Genomic DNA, 14,501 nt, shown 5'->3' with positions numbered 1-14,501 from the left:
CCATGTCGGACTGCCGCCCAAGAAACCGGAGCGTCGTAGAGCCCCGCCCGAAGATCGGCTTCAGCCGACACCCGGCTGCGCCGACACGTCGACCGCGTAGTCTACTGAATTGATCCGCCATGACAGCCGAAACGCAGCGCACGCCTCCTGGTGTTTTCCCGTGTCCCGATAGAGCACTGTCGCCACCGCCGAGTTCCGTTCGCCCAATTCAGGCCAGCGAACTTTGCGCAATTTTATTGGAGCTGATTTATCTGCCCGCCTGTTGCAAGTTCACCAGCGCCTTGATCGGCAAATGGTCCGAGGCGATGCGCGCCAGCGGCGTGTCATGCGCTTCCACTTCGGTGATGATCCCCTTGCGGTTGGCGATGATGCGGTCGAGGGCGAGCAGCGGCAAGCCGGCGGGAAAGCTGGGGACCGCGGGCGGCAGCTCTCCGAAGGCGGATTGGAAAGTGTTGAGCGAGGAGCGGTCGCCGAGCCGCCATTCGTTGAGATCGCCGAGCAGGATGGTCGGCATTTCGTGTCTGTCCTTGATCAGTTCGACCAGTGTGTGGGCCTGCTGGGCTCTGTTATGGCGCAGCAGGCCGAAATGCGCGGCGATGATGCGCAGCACGCCGCCCTCTTCGAGCTCGATCTCCGCGACCAGGGCGCCCCTCGGCTCCAGCCCCGGCAGCTTGATCTGATGCACGTCATGCACCAGCCCTTTCTTGAAGAGTACGACATTGCCGTGCCAGCCATGCGCCTTTGCCATGCCGGCGATCGGCACCGGGATCAGTCCCGTCTCCCGCTCCAGGCGGCCGAGGTCGAGAATCCCCGTGCGCTCGCCAAAACGGGTATCGGCCTCCTGCAGCGCGATGACATCGGCACCGATTTCGTGAATCACCCGGCTGGTGCGTTCGGGATCGAAGCGACGGTCGGTGCCGACGCATTTGTGCACATTGTAGGAGGCGATCAACGTTCCGGCGCTTCGCGGCCTTGCCTCCATATGCGCCGCATCGAGCCGCTTTTTCCTGCTCCTGATCGAGGCGAGGATACTGGCGGGAAGACTGTCTTTCCTGGCGTGCATCGGGCGGCGCACTTGTTCCGTTGATCAAAGGGCTACTCATTCCGCAGTATAGGCGGCCGAGCCGAACTTGCCACGTCAGAACGCAAAAAATCCGTCAAAGATAGGGCGAACCGAGCCACAGCACCTTCTCGATCAGCCGCATCGGGAAGGGTCGCGCACGCAAGCCCTCCAGCGTCACCAGCGTCGCCGCTTTCAGGGTTTCGTCGATATGCTCGTCGATCTCGGCAGCAAAGCCCTCGTTAAGCACCTCGAGATCGACCTCGAAATTCAGTCTCAGCGAGCGCGGGTCGAGATTGGAAGAGCCGACATAGGCCCAGGTGCCGTCGATCGTCAGCAATTTTGAATGGCTGAAGCTGCCGGTCGAGCGCCAGATGCGGCAATAGTTCTTGAGGATCTGATCGAATTGCGCCGTCATCGCCCGGTCGACCAGCATGAGGTTGTTGACGTCAGGCACGATGATATCGACATCGACGCCCCGGCGCGCCGCCGTCACCAGGGCACTGATCAATTCGCGGTCCGGCAGAAAATAGGGCGACATGATGCGGATCGATTGGCGCGCGACGGAAAAGGCGCCCATCAGCATCTTGTGGTTGGTTTCGACGCTGCGATCCGGCCCGGAAGCGACGACGCGCATCAGGATGGGATCGCCGGGGTTGCGCTGCGGCGGTTCGATGCGCCAGGCTTCACCGTTCAACAGCTCCTCGGTGGTGAAACGCCAGTCTTCGGCGGCAAGGTCGAAGAGGTCGGCGACGACAGGGCCGGTGACGCTGAAATGCGTATCATGGGCGAAGCTTTCGCCCGTCGCCTCTTCGCTGAAGCCCGCCCTGATATTCATTCCGCCCGTCAGCGCAATACGGCCGTCGGCGATCATGATCTTGCGGTGGGTGCGCAGATTGGCATAGGGCAGCCGCAAGCCCATGATGACGTTGCCGTTGAAAACGGCGACGGTGACCCCGCCCTCTTTGAGATAGCCGAGAATGCTCGGCACCGAATAACGCGCGCCGACCGCATCGATCAACACCCGCACCACAACGCCGCGCTTGACCGCCCCAATCAGCGCGTCGGCGATGCGCAGCCCGATCGCGTCGCGGTCGAAGATATAGGTTTCGAGCAGGATGCTGCGGCTCGCCTCGTCGATGGCTGACTTCATCGCCGCATAGGCCTCGTCGCCGGTCTCCAGCATGTCGATCGCATTGCCCGAGGTCAGCGGGTTGCGGGTCACCCGGTCGCCCAGCGTCTGCAGCGCCGCAAAGCGGCGGCCGAACTGGCTGATCACCGTCTCGGCCTCGGCGTCGAAGGTCTCCAGCTCGTCGATGCCGGGCGCAAGCAGCAGGGCGTCGCGGCGAATGCTCAGCGATTTGCGGCGGATGCGGTTGATGCCGGCAATCGCATAAAGCAGCGCGCCGACGATCGGAGACAGGATGATGACGCCGACCCAGCCGATCGCGGCGCGCACTTCCTCCTTGGTCATGGCGGCGTGGATCGCCGCCGCAGCCCCCATGGCGACCGAAACGACAAAGAGGATATGCGGCCAGTAGGTCGACAGGAGATAGAACATCGCTGGCCAATATAGCTGCGAAACGGCGGCGTTCAATTGCGCCGGCTCTCTCCCATGGCGCGAAATTTCTCGCGCGTTGCCATTCTTCCGCAGGCGGCGCCGGCTCGGCCGCGGGAACAATCCCCGTTGCGAGCGATTGATCCCGAGGAAACGAGGATCGCGATCATGAATATCGCCGCAAACCTCGGCCCGGCCTTGACGCTCGAAGTCGCGGATGCGGACAGCATTGCCAAACTGCGCCATCAGGCCGAAGGCTGCACCCGCTGTGACCTCTACAGGAACGCCACGCAGATCGTCTTCGGCGAAGGCTCAGACAAGGCCGAGATCGTTCTTGTCGGAGAGCAACCGGGCGACCGGGAAGATATCGCCGGCAGGCCTTTTGTCGGCCCCGCCGGCCGTCTGCTCGACCACTGTCTCGAGGAAGCCGGTCTCGATCGCGAGCGCTGCTACGTCACCAATGCGGTCAAGCATTTCAAATTCACACCGCGCGGCAAAAGGCGCCTGCATGCCAAACCCAATGCCGGCGAGATCCGGCGTTGCGCCTGGTGGCTCGGCGCCGAACTCAACATCCTGCAGCCGAAGCTCGTCGTGGCGCTGGGCGCAAGCGCGCTCTACGCACTGCTTGGACCGAAGGCGAAACTGACGCCGGAGCGCGGCCATATCCTGCAGCCGAGGAACCATCCGCCCGTTCTCGTCACCATCCATCCTTCCTTTCTCCTGCGCATCCGTGACGACAAGGAGAAGCACCAACAGCGCCAGGCGTTCGTGTCAGATCTGCACAAGGCGGCGGAATTTCAGTCTCGATGAATGCCGATTCTCAACCCTGATATGCTGCGACGCGAAATATTTAGGGTTGTAGGCCGATTTCGCTTGAAACAGCGGCCCTCCTCTGGAACCATCCGGGCAGTATCGCGTTCGAACGACGGCATTATGTGACTGGAGATCAGCGATGGCAGAAACTCGGGAAGAGTGGATCAAAAAACGTGCATACGCCCTCTGGGAAGAAGAGGGCTATCCGACAGGGCGAGATTCCATTCATTGGGAACAGGCACGCCACGAGCGCGAAGCGCTCGAAGGCTCTGCTGCCTCGTCCAACGGCAAGGAAGCCAAGCCCAAGGCCAAGCGCGCCGTAACGGCCCCGAAGAGTACTGCAACCGGCGCCAAGACGAACGGCGTCGTCACGCCAACGCCTAAGCGGACTGCGAGCCGCAAGACGGCGTCCTGAAACACGGCATACCGAACACTTCAATCAAAGGGCGTCGTCGCGACGCCCTTCGACCTTTCTTTGTCATATGCCTGAACTAGTTGTGTTTTATGAAGGTTCGGAGGTGGGCTATCCATGCGGGGGTGAACAGAGGCCGGATGACGCTGCAAGCTTTGAGGCTTCCAGAAGCTGACCCCTCGCCCGATCGTCGGGAACATGCCCGTACCAGGGCTGTTTGCGGCGAAACCGGGGAAATTATTATGACCGACGGCCCTGCAGTGATCCTTGCCTTGCCCGTTTCCGCAACCTGCGGCCGCGCCTTCACCGTGGTCGTATGAGATATGGAGATCCCGCTCCTGCTCGTCGCTGCGCTGCTCTATCTCGGTCTCGCCCTCGGATTGATCCTTGTCGTCGACAAGCTCGTCGGACTGGTTTTCCGCGATCCCCGCAGGCCGCTGCAACTGCCCTCATTCGACATTGGCCGCGCCCTCGCAGCGTCGCAAAAATTCTACCGAAAATAACTGCCCGAAGACGGCTGCCAGCGGTTGATGATATTTCGACACTACCCTTTCCCTGCCCTCGCAAGCCGCTATCTTGACGGTTGGATGAGCTGAACCCCTGCAGCCGCGCCTCTTTCAGACGTGCGAAGGAGGCTGCAGGACTTTCAATTGCTGGTGCCCACGCCGGCGCGGCGGGCGACAAGAAAGCGTTTTGAATGCGAAGCTTCGGCAACGGCTGGCCGAGAGGCGGCGGCGAAATCGGCGAATTGCTGCGGCATCCGGCCTTTGACGCCGTCGGTCTCGGACCGGTTGAAAGCTGGCCTGCTTCTCTCAAGCACATCGCCGAAATGGTTTTGAATTCGCGCCAGCCGAAATTCGTCGCCTGGGGTCCCGATCTCGCCTTCCTCTACAATGACGCCTATGTTCCCGTTTTCCCCGAGCGGCATCCCGCCGCACTCGGAAGACCGTTCCGCGAAGTCTGGGCGGACATTTGGGAGCAATTCTCGCCGATCGTCGCGAGCACGCTCAGCGGCAGCCCGCAGCTCTTCAAAGAGCTGCTCATTCCGATGCGCCGCGACGGCCGCACCGAGGACACCTGGTTCACCTTTTCCTATACGCCGTTGCGCGACGATGACGGCACCATCGCCGGCATCCTCTGCGCGACCCTCGACGTCACCGACCAGGTGGCGGCCAAACGCGGCGAGAAGCTGGCGCTGGAAGAGCTGCGCGCCAAGTCGGAGGCGCTTGCCGTCGTCAATCGGGCGGGTGCGGCGATCACCGTCGAGCCGGACGTCGAACGCCTGACACAGATTGTCGTCGATGCCGGCGTGACGCTCACCGGCGCCGAATTCGGCGCCTTCTTCTACAACGTCGATGATGGCGGGGGCGGCAGCTATATGCTTTACGCGCTCTCCGGCGTCGACCGGAAGAACTTCGAAAAGTTCCCGATGCCGCGCAATACCAAGGTCTTCGCGCCGACCTTCGGCGGCGAAGGCATCGTGCGCTCCGACGACATCCTGCTCGACCCGCGCTACGGGCAGAACGCGCCGCATTCCGGCATGCCGAAGGGGCATCTGCCGGTCAGGAGCTATCTTGCCGTGCCGGTGAAATCGCGCGACGGCAGCGTCATCGGCGGCCTGTTCTTCGGCCACGGCGAAGCCGGGCGTTTTTCCCAGGCGGCAGAGGCAAGCCTCGTCAGCCTCGCCGGCCAATCGGCCGTGGCGATCGACAATATCCGGCTCTTCCGGGCCGCCAAGCTCGAAATCGACCAGCGCCGCGACATGGAAGATCAGCTGCGCAAACTCAACGAAATGCTCGAGGTGCGCGTCGCAGCCGAGATCGCCGATCGCCAGCAGGCCGAAGCGGCGCTCCAGCAGGCGCAGAAGATGGAAGCGATCGGCAAGCTCACCGGCGGCGTCGCCCATGACTTCAACAATCTGCTGCAGGTCATCTCGGGCAATCTGCAGCTTCTCGGCAAGGACGTGGCGGAAAACGGCCGGGCCAAGGAGCGCATTGCCAATGCGCTCGTCGCCGTCGAACGTGGTTCGCGGCTGGCTAGCCAGCTGCTCGCCTTCGGCCGCCGCCAGCCGCTGGAACCGAAGGTCATCAATATCGGCCGTCTCGTCACCGGCATGGACGATATGCTGCGCCGCGCGCTCGGGGAGGAGATCGAAGTCGAGACCGTCGTCGCCGGCGGCCTCTGGAACACCTTCGCCGATCCGCTCCAGATCGAGAACGCCCTGCTCAACCTTGCGATCAACTCGCGCGACGCGATGAATGGCGCCGGCAGGTTGACGATCGAGGTCGGCAACGCCTTCCTCGACGATTCCTACAGCCGCACCCATCCTGAAGTGAAGGCCGGCCAATATGTCGTGCTCGCGGTCACCGATACCGGCTCCGGCATGACCGAGGAGGTGAAGGAGCAGGCCTTCGAGCCCTTTTTCTCGACGAAACCGGAAGGCAAGGGCACCGGTCTCGGCCTGTCGATGGTCTACGGCTTCGTCAAGCAGTCCGGCGGCCACGTAAAGATCTACAGCCAGGCCGGCGAAGGCACGACCATCAAGCTCTATCTCCCCCGATCGTTCCGCAGCGAGGATCACGTCAGTACCGTCGACACCGTGCCGGCAACCGGCGGAACCGAAACCATCCTTGTCGCCGAGGATGACGAGGGTGTTCGCACCACGGTCATCGAGATGCTGTCGGATCTCGGCTATTACGTCTTGAAGGCCAAGGATGCGCAAAGCGCGCTGACCGTGATCGAGAGCGGCGCCCATATCGACCTGCTCTTTACCGATGTCGTCATGCCCGGCCCGTTGAAGAGCCCGGAACTTGTGCGCATGGCACGCGCGCGTCTGCCCGACATCGCCGTGCTCTACACATCCGGCTATACGGAAGATTCGATTGTCCATGGCGGCAGGCTCGATCCCGGGCTGGAGCTGCTCTCCAAGCCCTATACGCGCGAGGAGCTTGCCCGCAAGATCCGCAACGTGCTCACCGACCAGCCGCGAGGCGGCCGACCGGCAGCCGACGCCGCCGCGCCCCATTCCACACCTGCCGATCCAAGACATGCCGAGACTGCCGGAAAGCTGAAGCTGCTGCTCGTAGAAGACGACGCCTTCATCCGCATGGATACCGCGGAGATCCTGCAGGATCTCGGCTATGACGTCATCGAGGCCGAGAGCGGTGAACAGGGCGCGGATATCCTTGGCCATACCATCGTCGACATCGTCGTCGTCGATGTCGGCCTGCCCGGCATGTCGGGTTCGGCCTTTGCCGCCAGAGCGCGGGAAGTGCTTCCCTCGGTAGGTCTGGTCTTTGCCACGGGCGACAGCGACCTGCCCGACGCCAATCGTTTCTCCGGCTCGGTGCTGCTGACGAAACCTTTCGACAGCGCCGCGCTCGACCGGGCCGTCAAGACCGCCCTGCAGCAGCGGCTCTAAAACTGTCGAACTCCGGATATTTGCCCATCAGATCAGCCTCGCTGGTGCAGCTGTCGTCGCGCGCCGTCAGCTCGATCGAAATCGCTTCGGCAGGATCCAGGCGGCCACCGTCGTGATGACCGTCACCGTGATGGTTGGCACCATCGTGATATACAGGAATACGCGCGCCGCTCTGGCTGACGAGCACGGCATCACGGTTGAAACCCCTCTGCAGCAGCCAGTCGCGCGGCGCCATCCGGCGGAATCGACCTGATAGGAATGGCCCATTCCCTCCTTGAAGCTGACAGTGTAGGTGACCGGCGATATCTGGCCGTTCACGTCGATCATGCCGGTTCCATCGGCTTTGACGAAGTGTTTTTCCATGTTCTCGGCTCATTGCTATATCAGGATTATGCAGGTTTTCCCCTCGAAAACCTGACAAAATCGGCTTTTGTTCCGAAATCCGGGGCAATGACCTTCGAGGGAACTTTTGCGCTCCGCACCGGTTGGATTCTCCTAAAAACGCATTCCATCGCTTTGCAAACAACAGGAGGCGAAGATGCCGCGAGGAGACAAATCCGACTATACCGACAAGCAGAAGCGCAAGGCCGAGCATATCGAGGAAAGCTACGAGGATCGCGGCGTTTCCGAGAAGGAAGCTGAACGGCGTGCCTGGGCGACGGTCAACAAGGAAAGCGGCGGCGGCAACAAATCCGGATCCGGCCGCGGCAAGAAGGATACGCATGAATCCTCAGAAAAGGGCGGCCGCGCCGGCGGCGCTGCATCGGCGGCGCGCTCGAAGGAGGAACGGTCCGCCTCGGCCAAGAAGGCGGCAGCGACGCGCAAGCGCAACGAACACCACAGCCACCACTAAGGATGGCGGAAACGGCGGCGGCCTGCGCCGCCCGTCTCCGTCAAAAGGATTCGCAATGGCCAAATCGAAGAAGAAATGGTCGCAGGACGTCACCGAACACAGCGACGCAATGGACCTGAAGGAAGGCGTGTTCAAATCGGACGATCCGAAGAAGATTGCCCGCTCGGTCAAGCATTCGGCCGAGGAGAGCCATCGCCGCAAGTCGAGTCCGTTTCGCGCGGCCATGTCGATGCTGACCTTCTACATCAACCGCGCCGGCGACCAATTGACAAAAAAACGGCGGGCCACCCTTGAAGAGGCCAAGGACGAACTGCGAAAAGACTTCGGTCGTAAACCGAAGGATTGAGCTGAGATGGCCTATGAGCTTTATTATTGGGACGGCATCCAGGGGCGCGGCGAATTCGTACGGCTGGCACTGGAAGAGGCCGGCGCCGATTATGTCGACATTGCCCGTGACCCCGGCCGCGGCACCGGCGCCATGTTCGAGATCCTGGAAAGCGAAAGCGAAGCGCATATTCCATTCGCGCCACCCTTCCTGAAGGATGGCGATCTGATTATCCCGCATGTCGCCAACATCCTGTTTTATCTCGGCCCGAGGCTGGGGCTTACGCCTGGGGATGAGGGCCTTCGGCATGTCGCCAACGGCCTGCAGCTTACCGTCACTGACTTCGTCGCCGAGGTGCACGACACCCATCACCCGATCGACATGGGGCGATATTACGAAGAGCAGAAGCAGGAGGCGAAGGCCCGCTCGGCGGCCTTTATCGGCCAGCGCGTTCCGAAGTACCTTGGTTATTTCGAGCGTGTGCTGCGGCAAAACCCTGATGGTTCCGGCCATATCGTCGGCGACGTTCTTACCTATGTCGACCTTTCGCTCTTCCAGGTGATCGAAGGCCTGACCTATGCCTTTCCGAAGGCCATGGCCAAACGCAAGGCGGATTACCCCGCCCTTCTGGCCCTGCATGCTGCGGTGGCAAAGCGGCCGAACATCGCCCGCTATCTCGCCTCCCCTCGCCGCCTCGCCTTCAACGAGGAGGGGATTTTCAGACATTATCCCGAACTCGACAGCACGGAATGAGCGGGCCATTCATTGCAGCGGCACGGCTGCATCGAAGAATTCACCCCAGGGATCGCGCGGCCTGGTCTCCAGCCGCTGCGGCACATTGGCGAGAGTGAAGGCGGCCGGACCGATGAGTTCCTTCAGGTCGGACCAATCGAGCGGCATCGACACCGGCGCACCCGGCCGCGCCCTGGTCGAATAGGGCGCGACCGCCGTGCTGCCGCGGCCGTTGCGGAGATAATCGATATAGATATGCCCACCGCGTTTTGCCTTCGTCGCGGTTGCCAGATACTTCTCCGGCGCATCGGCCGACATGCTTTCGGCAAGCGTATGGGCGAAATCCTTCACCTCGGCCCAGCCGGCCTTCGGCGCAAGCGGCGCCACCACATGCAGCCCCTTGCCGCCGGAGGTCTTGACGAAGGCGGCAAGCCCGCGGGCTTCCAGCCGCTCCTTTACGTCAAGCGCTGCCGATGTCACCGCGCTCCAGGCCACGTCCTCGCCAGGATCGAGATCCATGATGATCATATCAGGTCTTTCCCAATGATCGGTCGTCGTGCCCCAGGGGTGAATTTCAAGTGCGGCCGATTGCACCAGCGCGACAAGCCCGTCGAAATCGGAAATGCGCAGCAGTTTTTCGCCGTCCGCGTCCTGCGGGTCGGCGATCTCCTCGATATGGGAATTCATGCCCTTCCAGCCATGTTTCTGGAAAAACCGCTGGTGGCTTTTAATGCCGTCCGGCAGGCGCAACAGCGCCAACGGCCGGTTGACGAGATAAGGTGCCATGAAACGCCAGACAGCGGCGTAATAATCCGCCAGCTTCTGCTTGGTCACACCCTCGTCCGGCCAGTAAAGCCGGTCGGGGTGGGTCAGGGATACGTCCGATGTCGGCGGGTTTGCAGGGCTCATTCCTCGATCTCGCGTGTCAGGAAATCAAGTAGCCTGTTTTCTTCCGCCCGCAAGCCCCGCAGCGGCTCGTTGCGATCCTCGATCACAGGATGGTCATTGCCGGCGAGCGCGATGATCGCCGGATGGATGTAGCTCGAGCGTGAAATTGCCGGCGTATTGTGCAGCGCGTCGGCCGCCGCCTCCGACATTTCCTTGACCGTCGGCCGGCGGCCGCCGGCAATTCTTTCGCGCGCCATGCCGAAGGCCGCCAGGGATCCGGCCCAGGTGCGAAACGTCTTGGCGGAGATCGGAATGCCCGATATCTCGGCCAGATAAGCATTCAGCCGGCCGGAATCGACCGGTTTCAGCGCCCCGCCTTGATCCTTCCAGACGAACAGCTGGCGGCCGGGCAGATCGGCAATCTCTTCCAGGATCTTCTGCAACCTGGGATGCTTGAGGCTGCGCTGGACGCGCTTGCCGCCCTTGGCGCGGAACTTCAGCTCGATCCGCCCGTCAACGATTTTCAGGTGCCGCTTCAACAGCGTCGTTGCGCCATAGGTGCCGTTCTCCCTGACATAGGCCTGGTTGCCGACCCGCAGATGCGCCTCGTCGAGCAGCGTCGTCAAAGCCGCCAGCACGCCTTTGACATCCTCCGCACCGGTATCGAGATGGCGCAGCACGGTGCGGCGGATCTTCGGCAATGCTCGGCCGAATTCGATCAGCTGGTGGAATTTTCCGGCGCTGCGGAAGGATTGCCACTCCTTGTGATAACGGTATTGCTTGCGCCCGCGCGCATCGATGCCGGTCGCCTGGAGATGACCGTTCTCGTAGAGACAGATCCAGACATTCTCATAGGCCGGCGGCAGGCCGAGCGCGCCGATGCGCGCCCGCTGCAACTCATCGGAAAGCGTCGTGCCATCAGGCATCACATAGCTGAAGCCCTTGCCTTTCCTTCGTCTGCGAATGCCCGGTTCGGTATCGCTGACATAGATGAGGCCAAGATCGGTGATGGCTTCGGCATTCATGCTGTTGACGACCTGCTATTTGCCGCGACGGCCAAACTGGAACCACCGGCGGCGCTGGGCCTTCGTTGCCCCCTCCGGCGGCTGGGTCTGTCCTTTCGGCGCAAACACGGCCAGGCTCTGAGTGTAGACCATGAAGGGATTGTCCTGATCGTGCACATCGAAGGCACCGGTCTCCGCTCCGGTGTCTAGAACCCGGGACCACTTTTTCAGGCCGTTGACGACAGGTAGATGAACTTCGCAGTCACCGCCGGCGTTGAAGACCAGGAAGAGGTCGTCCATCGCCTCGGTATCCGGCGCATGCGCGCTTTTCGAGAGGTAGACGCCGAGCACTTGCAGTCCGTCGTCGTTCCAGGCCCCGTCATCCATGAAACTGCCGTCCGGCTTGTACCAGGCGATCTCGATGCGCCCGTCCTCGCTCACCTCGCCGGTCAGGAACCGCTCCTGCCTGAGGACCGGATGGGCCTTGCGGAAGGCGACGGCCTGCCGGCAGAAATCGAGGAAGGGATCATCGAGGCCATCCCAGCCGGTCCAGCCGATCTTGTTGTCCTGGCAATAGGCGTTGTTGTTGCCGCCCTGGCTGTTGCCGAGCTCGTCGCCGGCCAGGATCATCGGCACGCCCTGGGAGAGCATCAGCGTCGCCATCATGTTGCGCCGCCGCCGCGCCCGCGCGGTGTTGATATCGGCGTTATCGGTGGCGCCCTCGGCGCCCATATTGTCGGAATGATTGTCCGAATGGCCGTCCCGGTTGTCCTCGCCGTTCGCCTCGTTGTGCTTGCCGTCGAAGGAGACGGTGTCCATCAGGGTGAAGCCGTCATGGGCCGACAGGAGATTGATCGAGGAGGTCGCCCCCCGGTCCGAATGGTTGAACTGCAGCGCCGAGCCGGTGATCCGCGCCGCCAGTTCCGACACCATGCCGCCGTCGCCCTTCCAGAAACGGCGCACGTCGTCGCGGAACTTGTCGTTCCACTCTCGGAAAGGGTGCGGGAACCCGCCGACCTGATATCCGCCTTCGCCGATATCCCAAGGTTCGGCGATCAGCTTGACGCCCGAGAGGATCGGATCCTGCCGGATAGCGCCGAAGAACAGGCCCTGACGGTCGAATTCCAACGCCTGCCGCCCGAGCGTGCTGGCGAGATCGAAGCGGAAGCCGTCTATATGCATGACGCCCACCCAGTAGCGCAGGCTGTCGAGCACCATGCGCATCACCATCGGATTGGCGACATTCAGCGTATTGCCGGTGCCTGTGGTGTCGAAGGTGTGGCGGGGATCATCGGGGGAAAGAATATAATAGCTCGCATTGTCGAGGCCGCGGAAGGAAAGCGTCGGCCCCTTCTCGCTGCCTTCGGCGCTGTGGTTGTAGACCACATCCATGATGACTTCGATGCCGGCGGCATGGAACCGCTTCACCATGGTCTTGATTTCGGTGATCTTGTCGCCGGACATGTAGCGCGATTGCGGCGCAAAGAAGCCGAGCGTCTGGTAGCCCCAGTAGTTACGAAGGTTCTTCTCCAGGAGATAACGATCGTCCAGGAAATACTGGATCGGCAGGAGCTCAATCGCCGAAATGCCAAGCTTGACGAGATGATCGATGATCGGATCGCTGCACATGCCGAGAAAAGTGCCGCGCAGCCGGTCCGGCACTTTCGGATGCGTCATCGTCAGGCCGCGCACATGCGCCTCGTAGATGATGGTGTCGGTCCAGGGCCGACGGATGGCTTCTTCACCGGCCCAGTCAAAGTCCGGATCCTGCACCACGCTCTTGACCATGAAGGGGGCGCTGTCGCGATCGTCGAAGGAAAGATCGTCCTCGCCGATCCGGTAGCCGAACAGCGCGTCGTCCCATTTCAGCTCACCCGTTACCTGCTTGGCATAGGGATCGAGCAGGAGCTTGTTCGGATTGAAGCGATGACCGGCCTGCGGGTCATAGGGCCCATGGGCGCGATAGCCATAGACGGTGCCAGGGCCGACGCCGGCGATATAGCCCGACCAGATGTCGCCCTCGCGTTTCGGCAGCGGCAGCCGCGCGATCTCTTGCTTTCCGTCGGGAGAGAAGAGACAAAGTTCGATCTGTTCCGCATGGGCCGAGAAGACGGCGAAGTGGGTGCCTGAACCAATATATTCCGCCCCGAGTTCCGGTTTGAGGAAGTCGAGTTCCGAAAATGAAAAGCTCATAGTGCCCCGCTTGAAAATATGGCCAAGCGGGAAACGTGACGGCGGTTCGAAAGTTCCCTTGCGAGGGAAAAGGAAGAGAGAACCTCCGGGGAGAATGACTTATGGCATCAGCTGACCGCCATTGACCTCGATGATCTGCCCGGTGATGTAGCCTGAAAGCGTCGGCGAGGCGAGAAAGAGATAGGCGCCGACGCAATCCTCAGAGGTGCCGACGAAACCCATCGGGATCGACTTGCGCTGCAGCTCCATCTGCTCGTCATCGGTATAACGCTCGTGGAAAGGAGTGGCGATGACGCCCGGCGCCACGGCGTTGACGCGGATCCTGTCGGCGACGAATTCCTTGGCATGGCCGCGGGTGATCGTCGAGACGAAGCCCTTGGACGCCGCATAGAGGATCGCGCCATTGCCGCCGCCGTTGCGCGCCGCGATCGATGTCGTGTTGATGATGAAGCCGCCCTGCTTTTTCAGCCAGGGATGGGCCGCCCGCGTCGCCGCCAGCACCGAGCGGGCATTGAGATCCATCACCGCGGCATAATGCGCGTCGGTATATTCCGAGGTCGGCTTGCGCCCCAGCATGCCGCCGGCATTGTTGATGAGGCCGTCGAGATGACCGAAGGTCTTCGCCGTCTCTTCGACGACCCGCTCCGTCTCGCCTTCCCTGGCGACGTCGCCCTGGATCAGATGCACGAAGCCGCCAGCAGCCCGGATCTCCTCGGCGAGCTTTTCCGCCGGTTCGCGGCTGGCATTGTAATGCACCCCGACCTTGGCCCCTTGGGCGGCAAAGGCGCGGGCAAGCGCCGCCCCGATCCCGGTCGAGGCGCCGGTAATCAGCACGGCCTTGCCGGCAAGATCCGGCAGTTTGATGGATGCGAGCGATTGAGCAAGTTCTGTCATGGCTAAAACAGCCTCCCGAAAAACAAGCACATAGGTGATGAAACAGATGGGGGAAGTCTAACAGGCGAAATCGATGATGGGCAATGCACGAAAAGGCGAGAATACACGAGAGCTTCGGAACCCGGCAGCCGCCATGGGTCCCGCCGGCGGGCAGCTCATGCTGCAAGGCCTGATCTGGCACCTCAGTCGCGGGGCAGGCCCGCCGGCCTTAGATGCTTCCGCAGCGCGGCGATCCTGAAGATGGCATTGGCGGCCCCATAACCGCGATAACCGCGCCGCTCGACGATCTCGAAGAACAATCCTTCGCCATAGGTGGGGCTGTAGAGCTGGAAATACTCACCTGAGTCA

Annotated in this window: 13 protein-coding genes and 1 pseudogene; 7 read left to right on the top strand and 7 right to left on the bottom strand. The window is 62.0% G+C overall.

All coding sequences use genetic code 11. The features are described from left to right. Positions 1–247: 247 nt before the first annotated feature. Together K6M89_RS21450 and K6M89_RS21445 are read right to left on the bottom strand one after the other, a co-directional pair. Complete coding sequence (locus K6M89_RS21450; RefSeq protein WP_222140884.1) at positions 248–1,063, bottom strand: endonuclease/exonuclease/phosphatase family protein; 816 nt, start codon at positions 1,061–1,063, stop codon at positions 248–250. A 94-nt stretch (positions 1,064–1,157) separates the two neighbouring features. After that, positions 1,158–2,621 carry a phospholipase D-like domain-containing protein gene (locus tag K6M89_RS21445; protein WP_222141000.1) on the bottom strand — a complete coding sequence of 488 codons (1,464 nt, stop codon included), beginning with the start codon at positions 2,619–2,621 and terminating at the stop codon, positions 1,158–1,160. Between the two features lie 165 nt (positions 2,622–2,786). Here K6M89_RS21445 and K6M89_RS21440 point away from each other — a divergent pair, with 165 nt between their 5' ends. The 4 genes from K6M89_RS21440 to K6M89_RS21425 all read left to right on the top strand — a co-directional run bounded on the left by K6M89_RS21440 (position 2,787) and on the right by K6M89_RS21425 (position 7,264). Next, entirely contained in the window at positions 2,787–3,428 is a 642-nt protein-coding gene (locus K6M89_RS21440; RefSeq protein ID WP_222140883.1) for a UdgX family uracil-DNA binding protein, read from the top strand. Between the two features lie 142 nt (positions 3,429–3,570). Then, positions 3,571–3,846, top strand: a complete 276-nt coding sequence (locus K6M89_RS21435) for a DUF2934 domain-containing protein (RefSeq protein WP_183843742.1) — start codon at positions 3,571–3,573, stop codon at positions 3,844–3,846. A 320-nt stretch (positions 3,847–4,166) separates the two neighbouring features. Beyond that, entirely contained in the window at positions 4,167–4,346 is a 180-nt protein-coding gene (locus tag K6M89_RS21430) for a hypothetical protein (RefSeq protein WP_222140882.1), read from the top strand. A 194-nt stretch (positions 4,347–4,540) separates the two neighbouring features. Then, positions 4,541–7,264, top strand: coding sequence for a hybrid sensor histidine kinase/response regulator (locus tag K6M89_RS21425; RefSeq protein ID WP_222140881.1), 2,724 nt, complete (start codon positions 4,541–4,543; stop codon positions 7,262–7,264). Here K6M89_RS21425 and K6M89_RS21420 read toward each other — a convergent pair. Beyond that, positions 7,236–7,627: pseudogene (locus K6M89_RS21420) on the bottom strand (hypothetical protein). The gene K6M89_RS21425 and the pseudogene K6M89_RS21420 sit on opposite strands and share 29 nt — an antisense overlap. A gap of 175 nt (positions 7,628–7,802) precedes the next feature. On the opposite strand from K6M89_RS21420, the gene K6M89_RS21415 reads away from it, so the two are divergent. From K6M89_RS21415 to K6M89_RS21405, 3 genes are read left to right on the top strand one after another with little or no spacing between them, the layout of a single operon-like run. Further along, positions 7,803–8,117 (top strand): hypothetical protein, encoded by a 315-nt coding sequence (locus K6M89_RS21415; protein WP_040111419.1) that lies wholly within the window; start codon positions 7,803–7,805, stop codon positions 8,115–8,117. 55 nt (positions 8,118–8,172) lie between these two features. Continuing rightward, on the top strand, positions 8,173–8,463 hold the full coding sequence (locus K6M89_RS21410; protein ID WP_064685727.1) for a DUF3175 domain-containing protein: 291 nt from the start codon (positions 8,173–8,175) through the stop codon (positions 8,461–8,463). A gap of 6 nt (positions 8,464–8,469) precedes the next feature. After that, positions 8,470–9,195 carry a glutathione S-transferase gene (locus K6M89_RS21405; protein ID WP_222140880.1) on the top strand — a complete coding sequence of 242 codons (726 nt, stop codon included), beginning with the start codon at positions 8,470–8,472 and terminating at the stop codon, positions 9,193–9,195. 9 nt (positions 9,196–9,204) lie between these two features. On the opposite strand, the gene ligD is transcribed toward K6M89_RS21405, so the two are convergent. The 4 genes from ligD to K6M89_RS21385 form a co-directional block, all read right to left on the bottom strand. Further along, positions 9,205–10,083 (bottom strand): non-homologous end-joining DNA ligase, encoded by an 879-nt coding sequence (ligD, locus tag K6M89_RS21400; protein WP_222140879.1) that lies wholly within the window; start codon positions 10,081–10,083, stop codon positions 9,205–9,207. Then, the gene (locus K6M89_RS21395) at positions 10,080–11,087 is read right to left on the bottom strand and encodes a DNA topoisomerase IB (protein WP_222140878.1); all 1,008 of its coding nucleotides are present in this window, start codon (positions 11,085–11,087) and stop codon (positions 10,080–10,082) included. Before K6M89_RS21395 ends, ligD begins: the two co-directional genes overlap by 4 nt. Positions 11,088–11,102: 15 nt before the next feature. Continuing rightward, on the bottom strand, positions 11,103–13,259 hold the full coding sequence (gene glgX, locus K6M89_RS21390) for a glycogen debranching protein GlgX (protein WP_222140877.1): 2,157 nt from the start codon (positions 13,257–13,259) through the stop codon (positions 11,103–11,105). Between the two features lie 99 nt (positions 13,260–13,358). Then, entirely contained in the window at positions 13,359–14,153 is a 795-nt protein-coding gene (locus tag K6M89_RS21385) for an SDR family NAD(P)-dependent oxidoreductase (RefSeq protein WP_222140876.1), read from the bottom strand. Positions 14,154–14,501 lie beyond the last annotated feature (348 nt).

It is taken from the genome of Rhizobium croatiense (assembly GCF_019793465.1).
Lineage (GTDB): Bacteria > Pseudomonadota > Alphaproteobacteria > Rhizobiales > Rhizobiaceae > Rhizobium > Rhizobium croatiense.
This window is presented reverse-complemented; position numbering and strand designations above follow the sequence as displayed.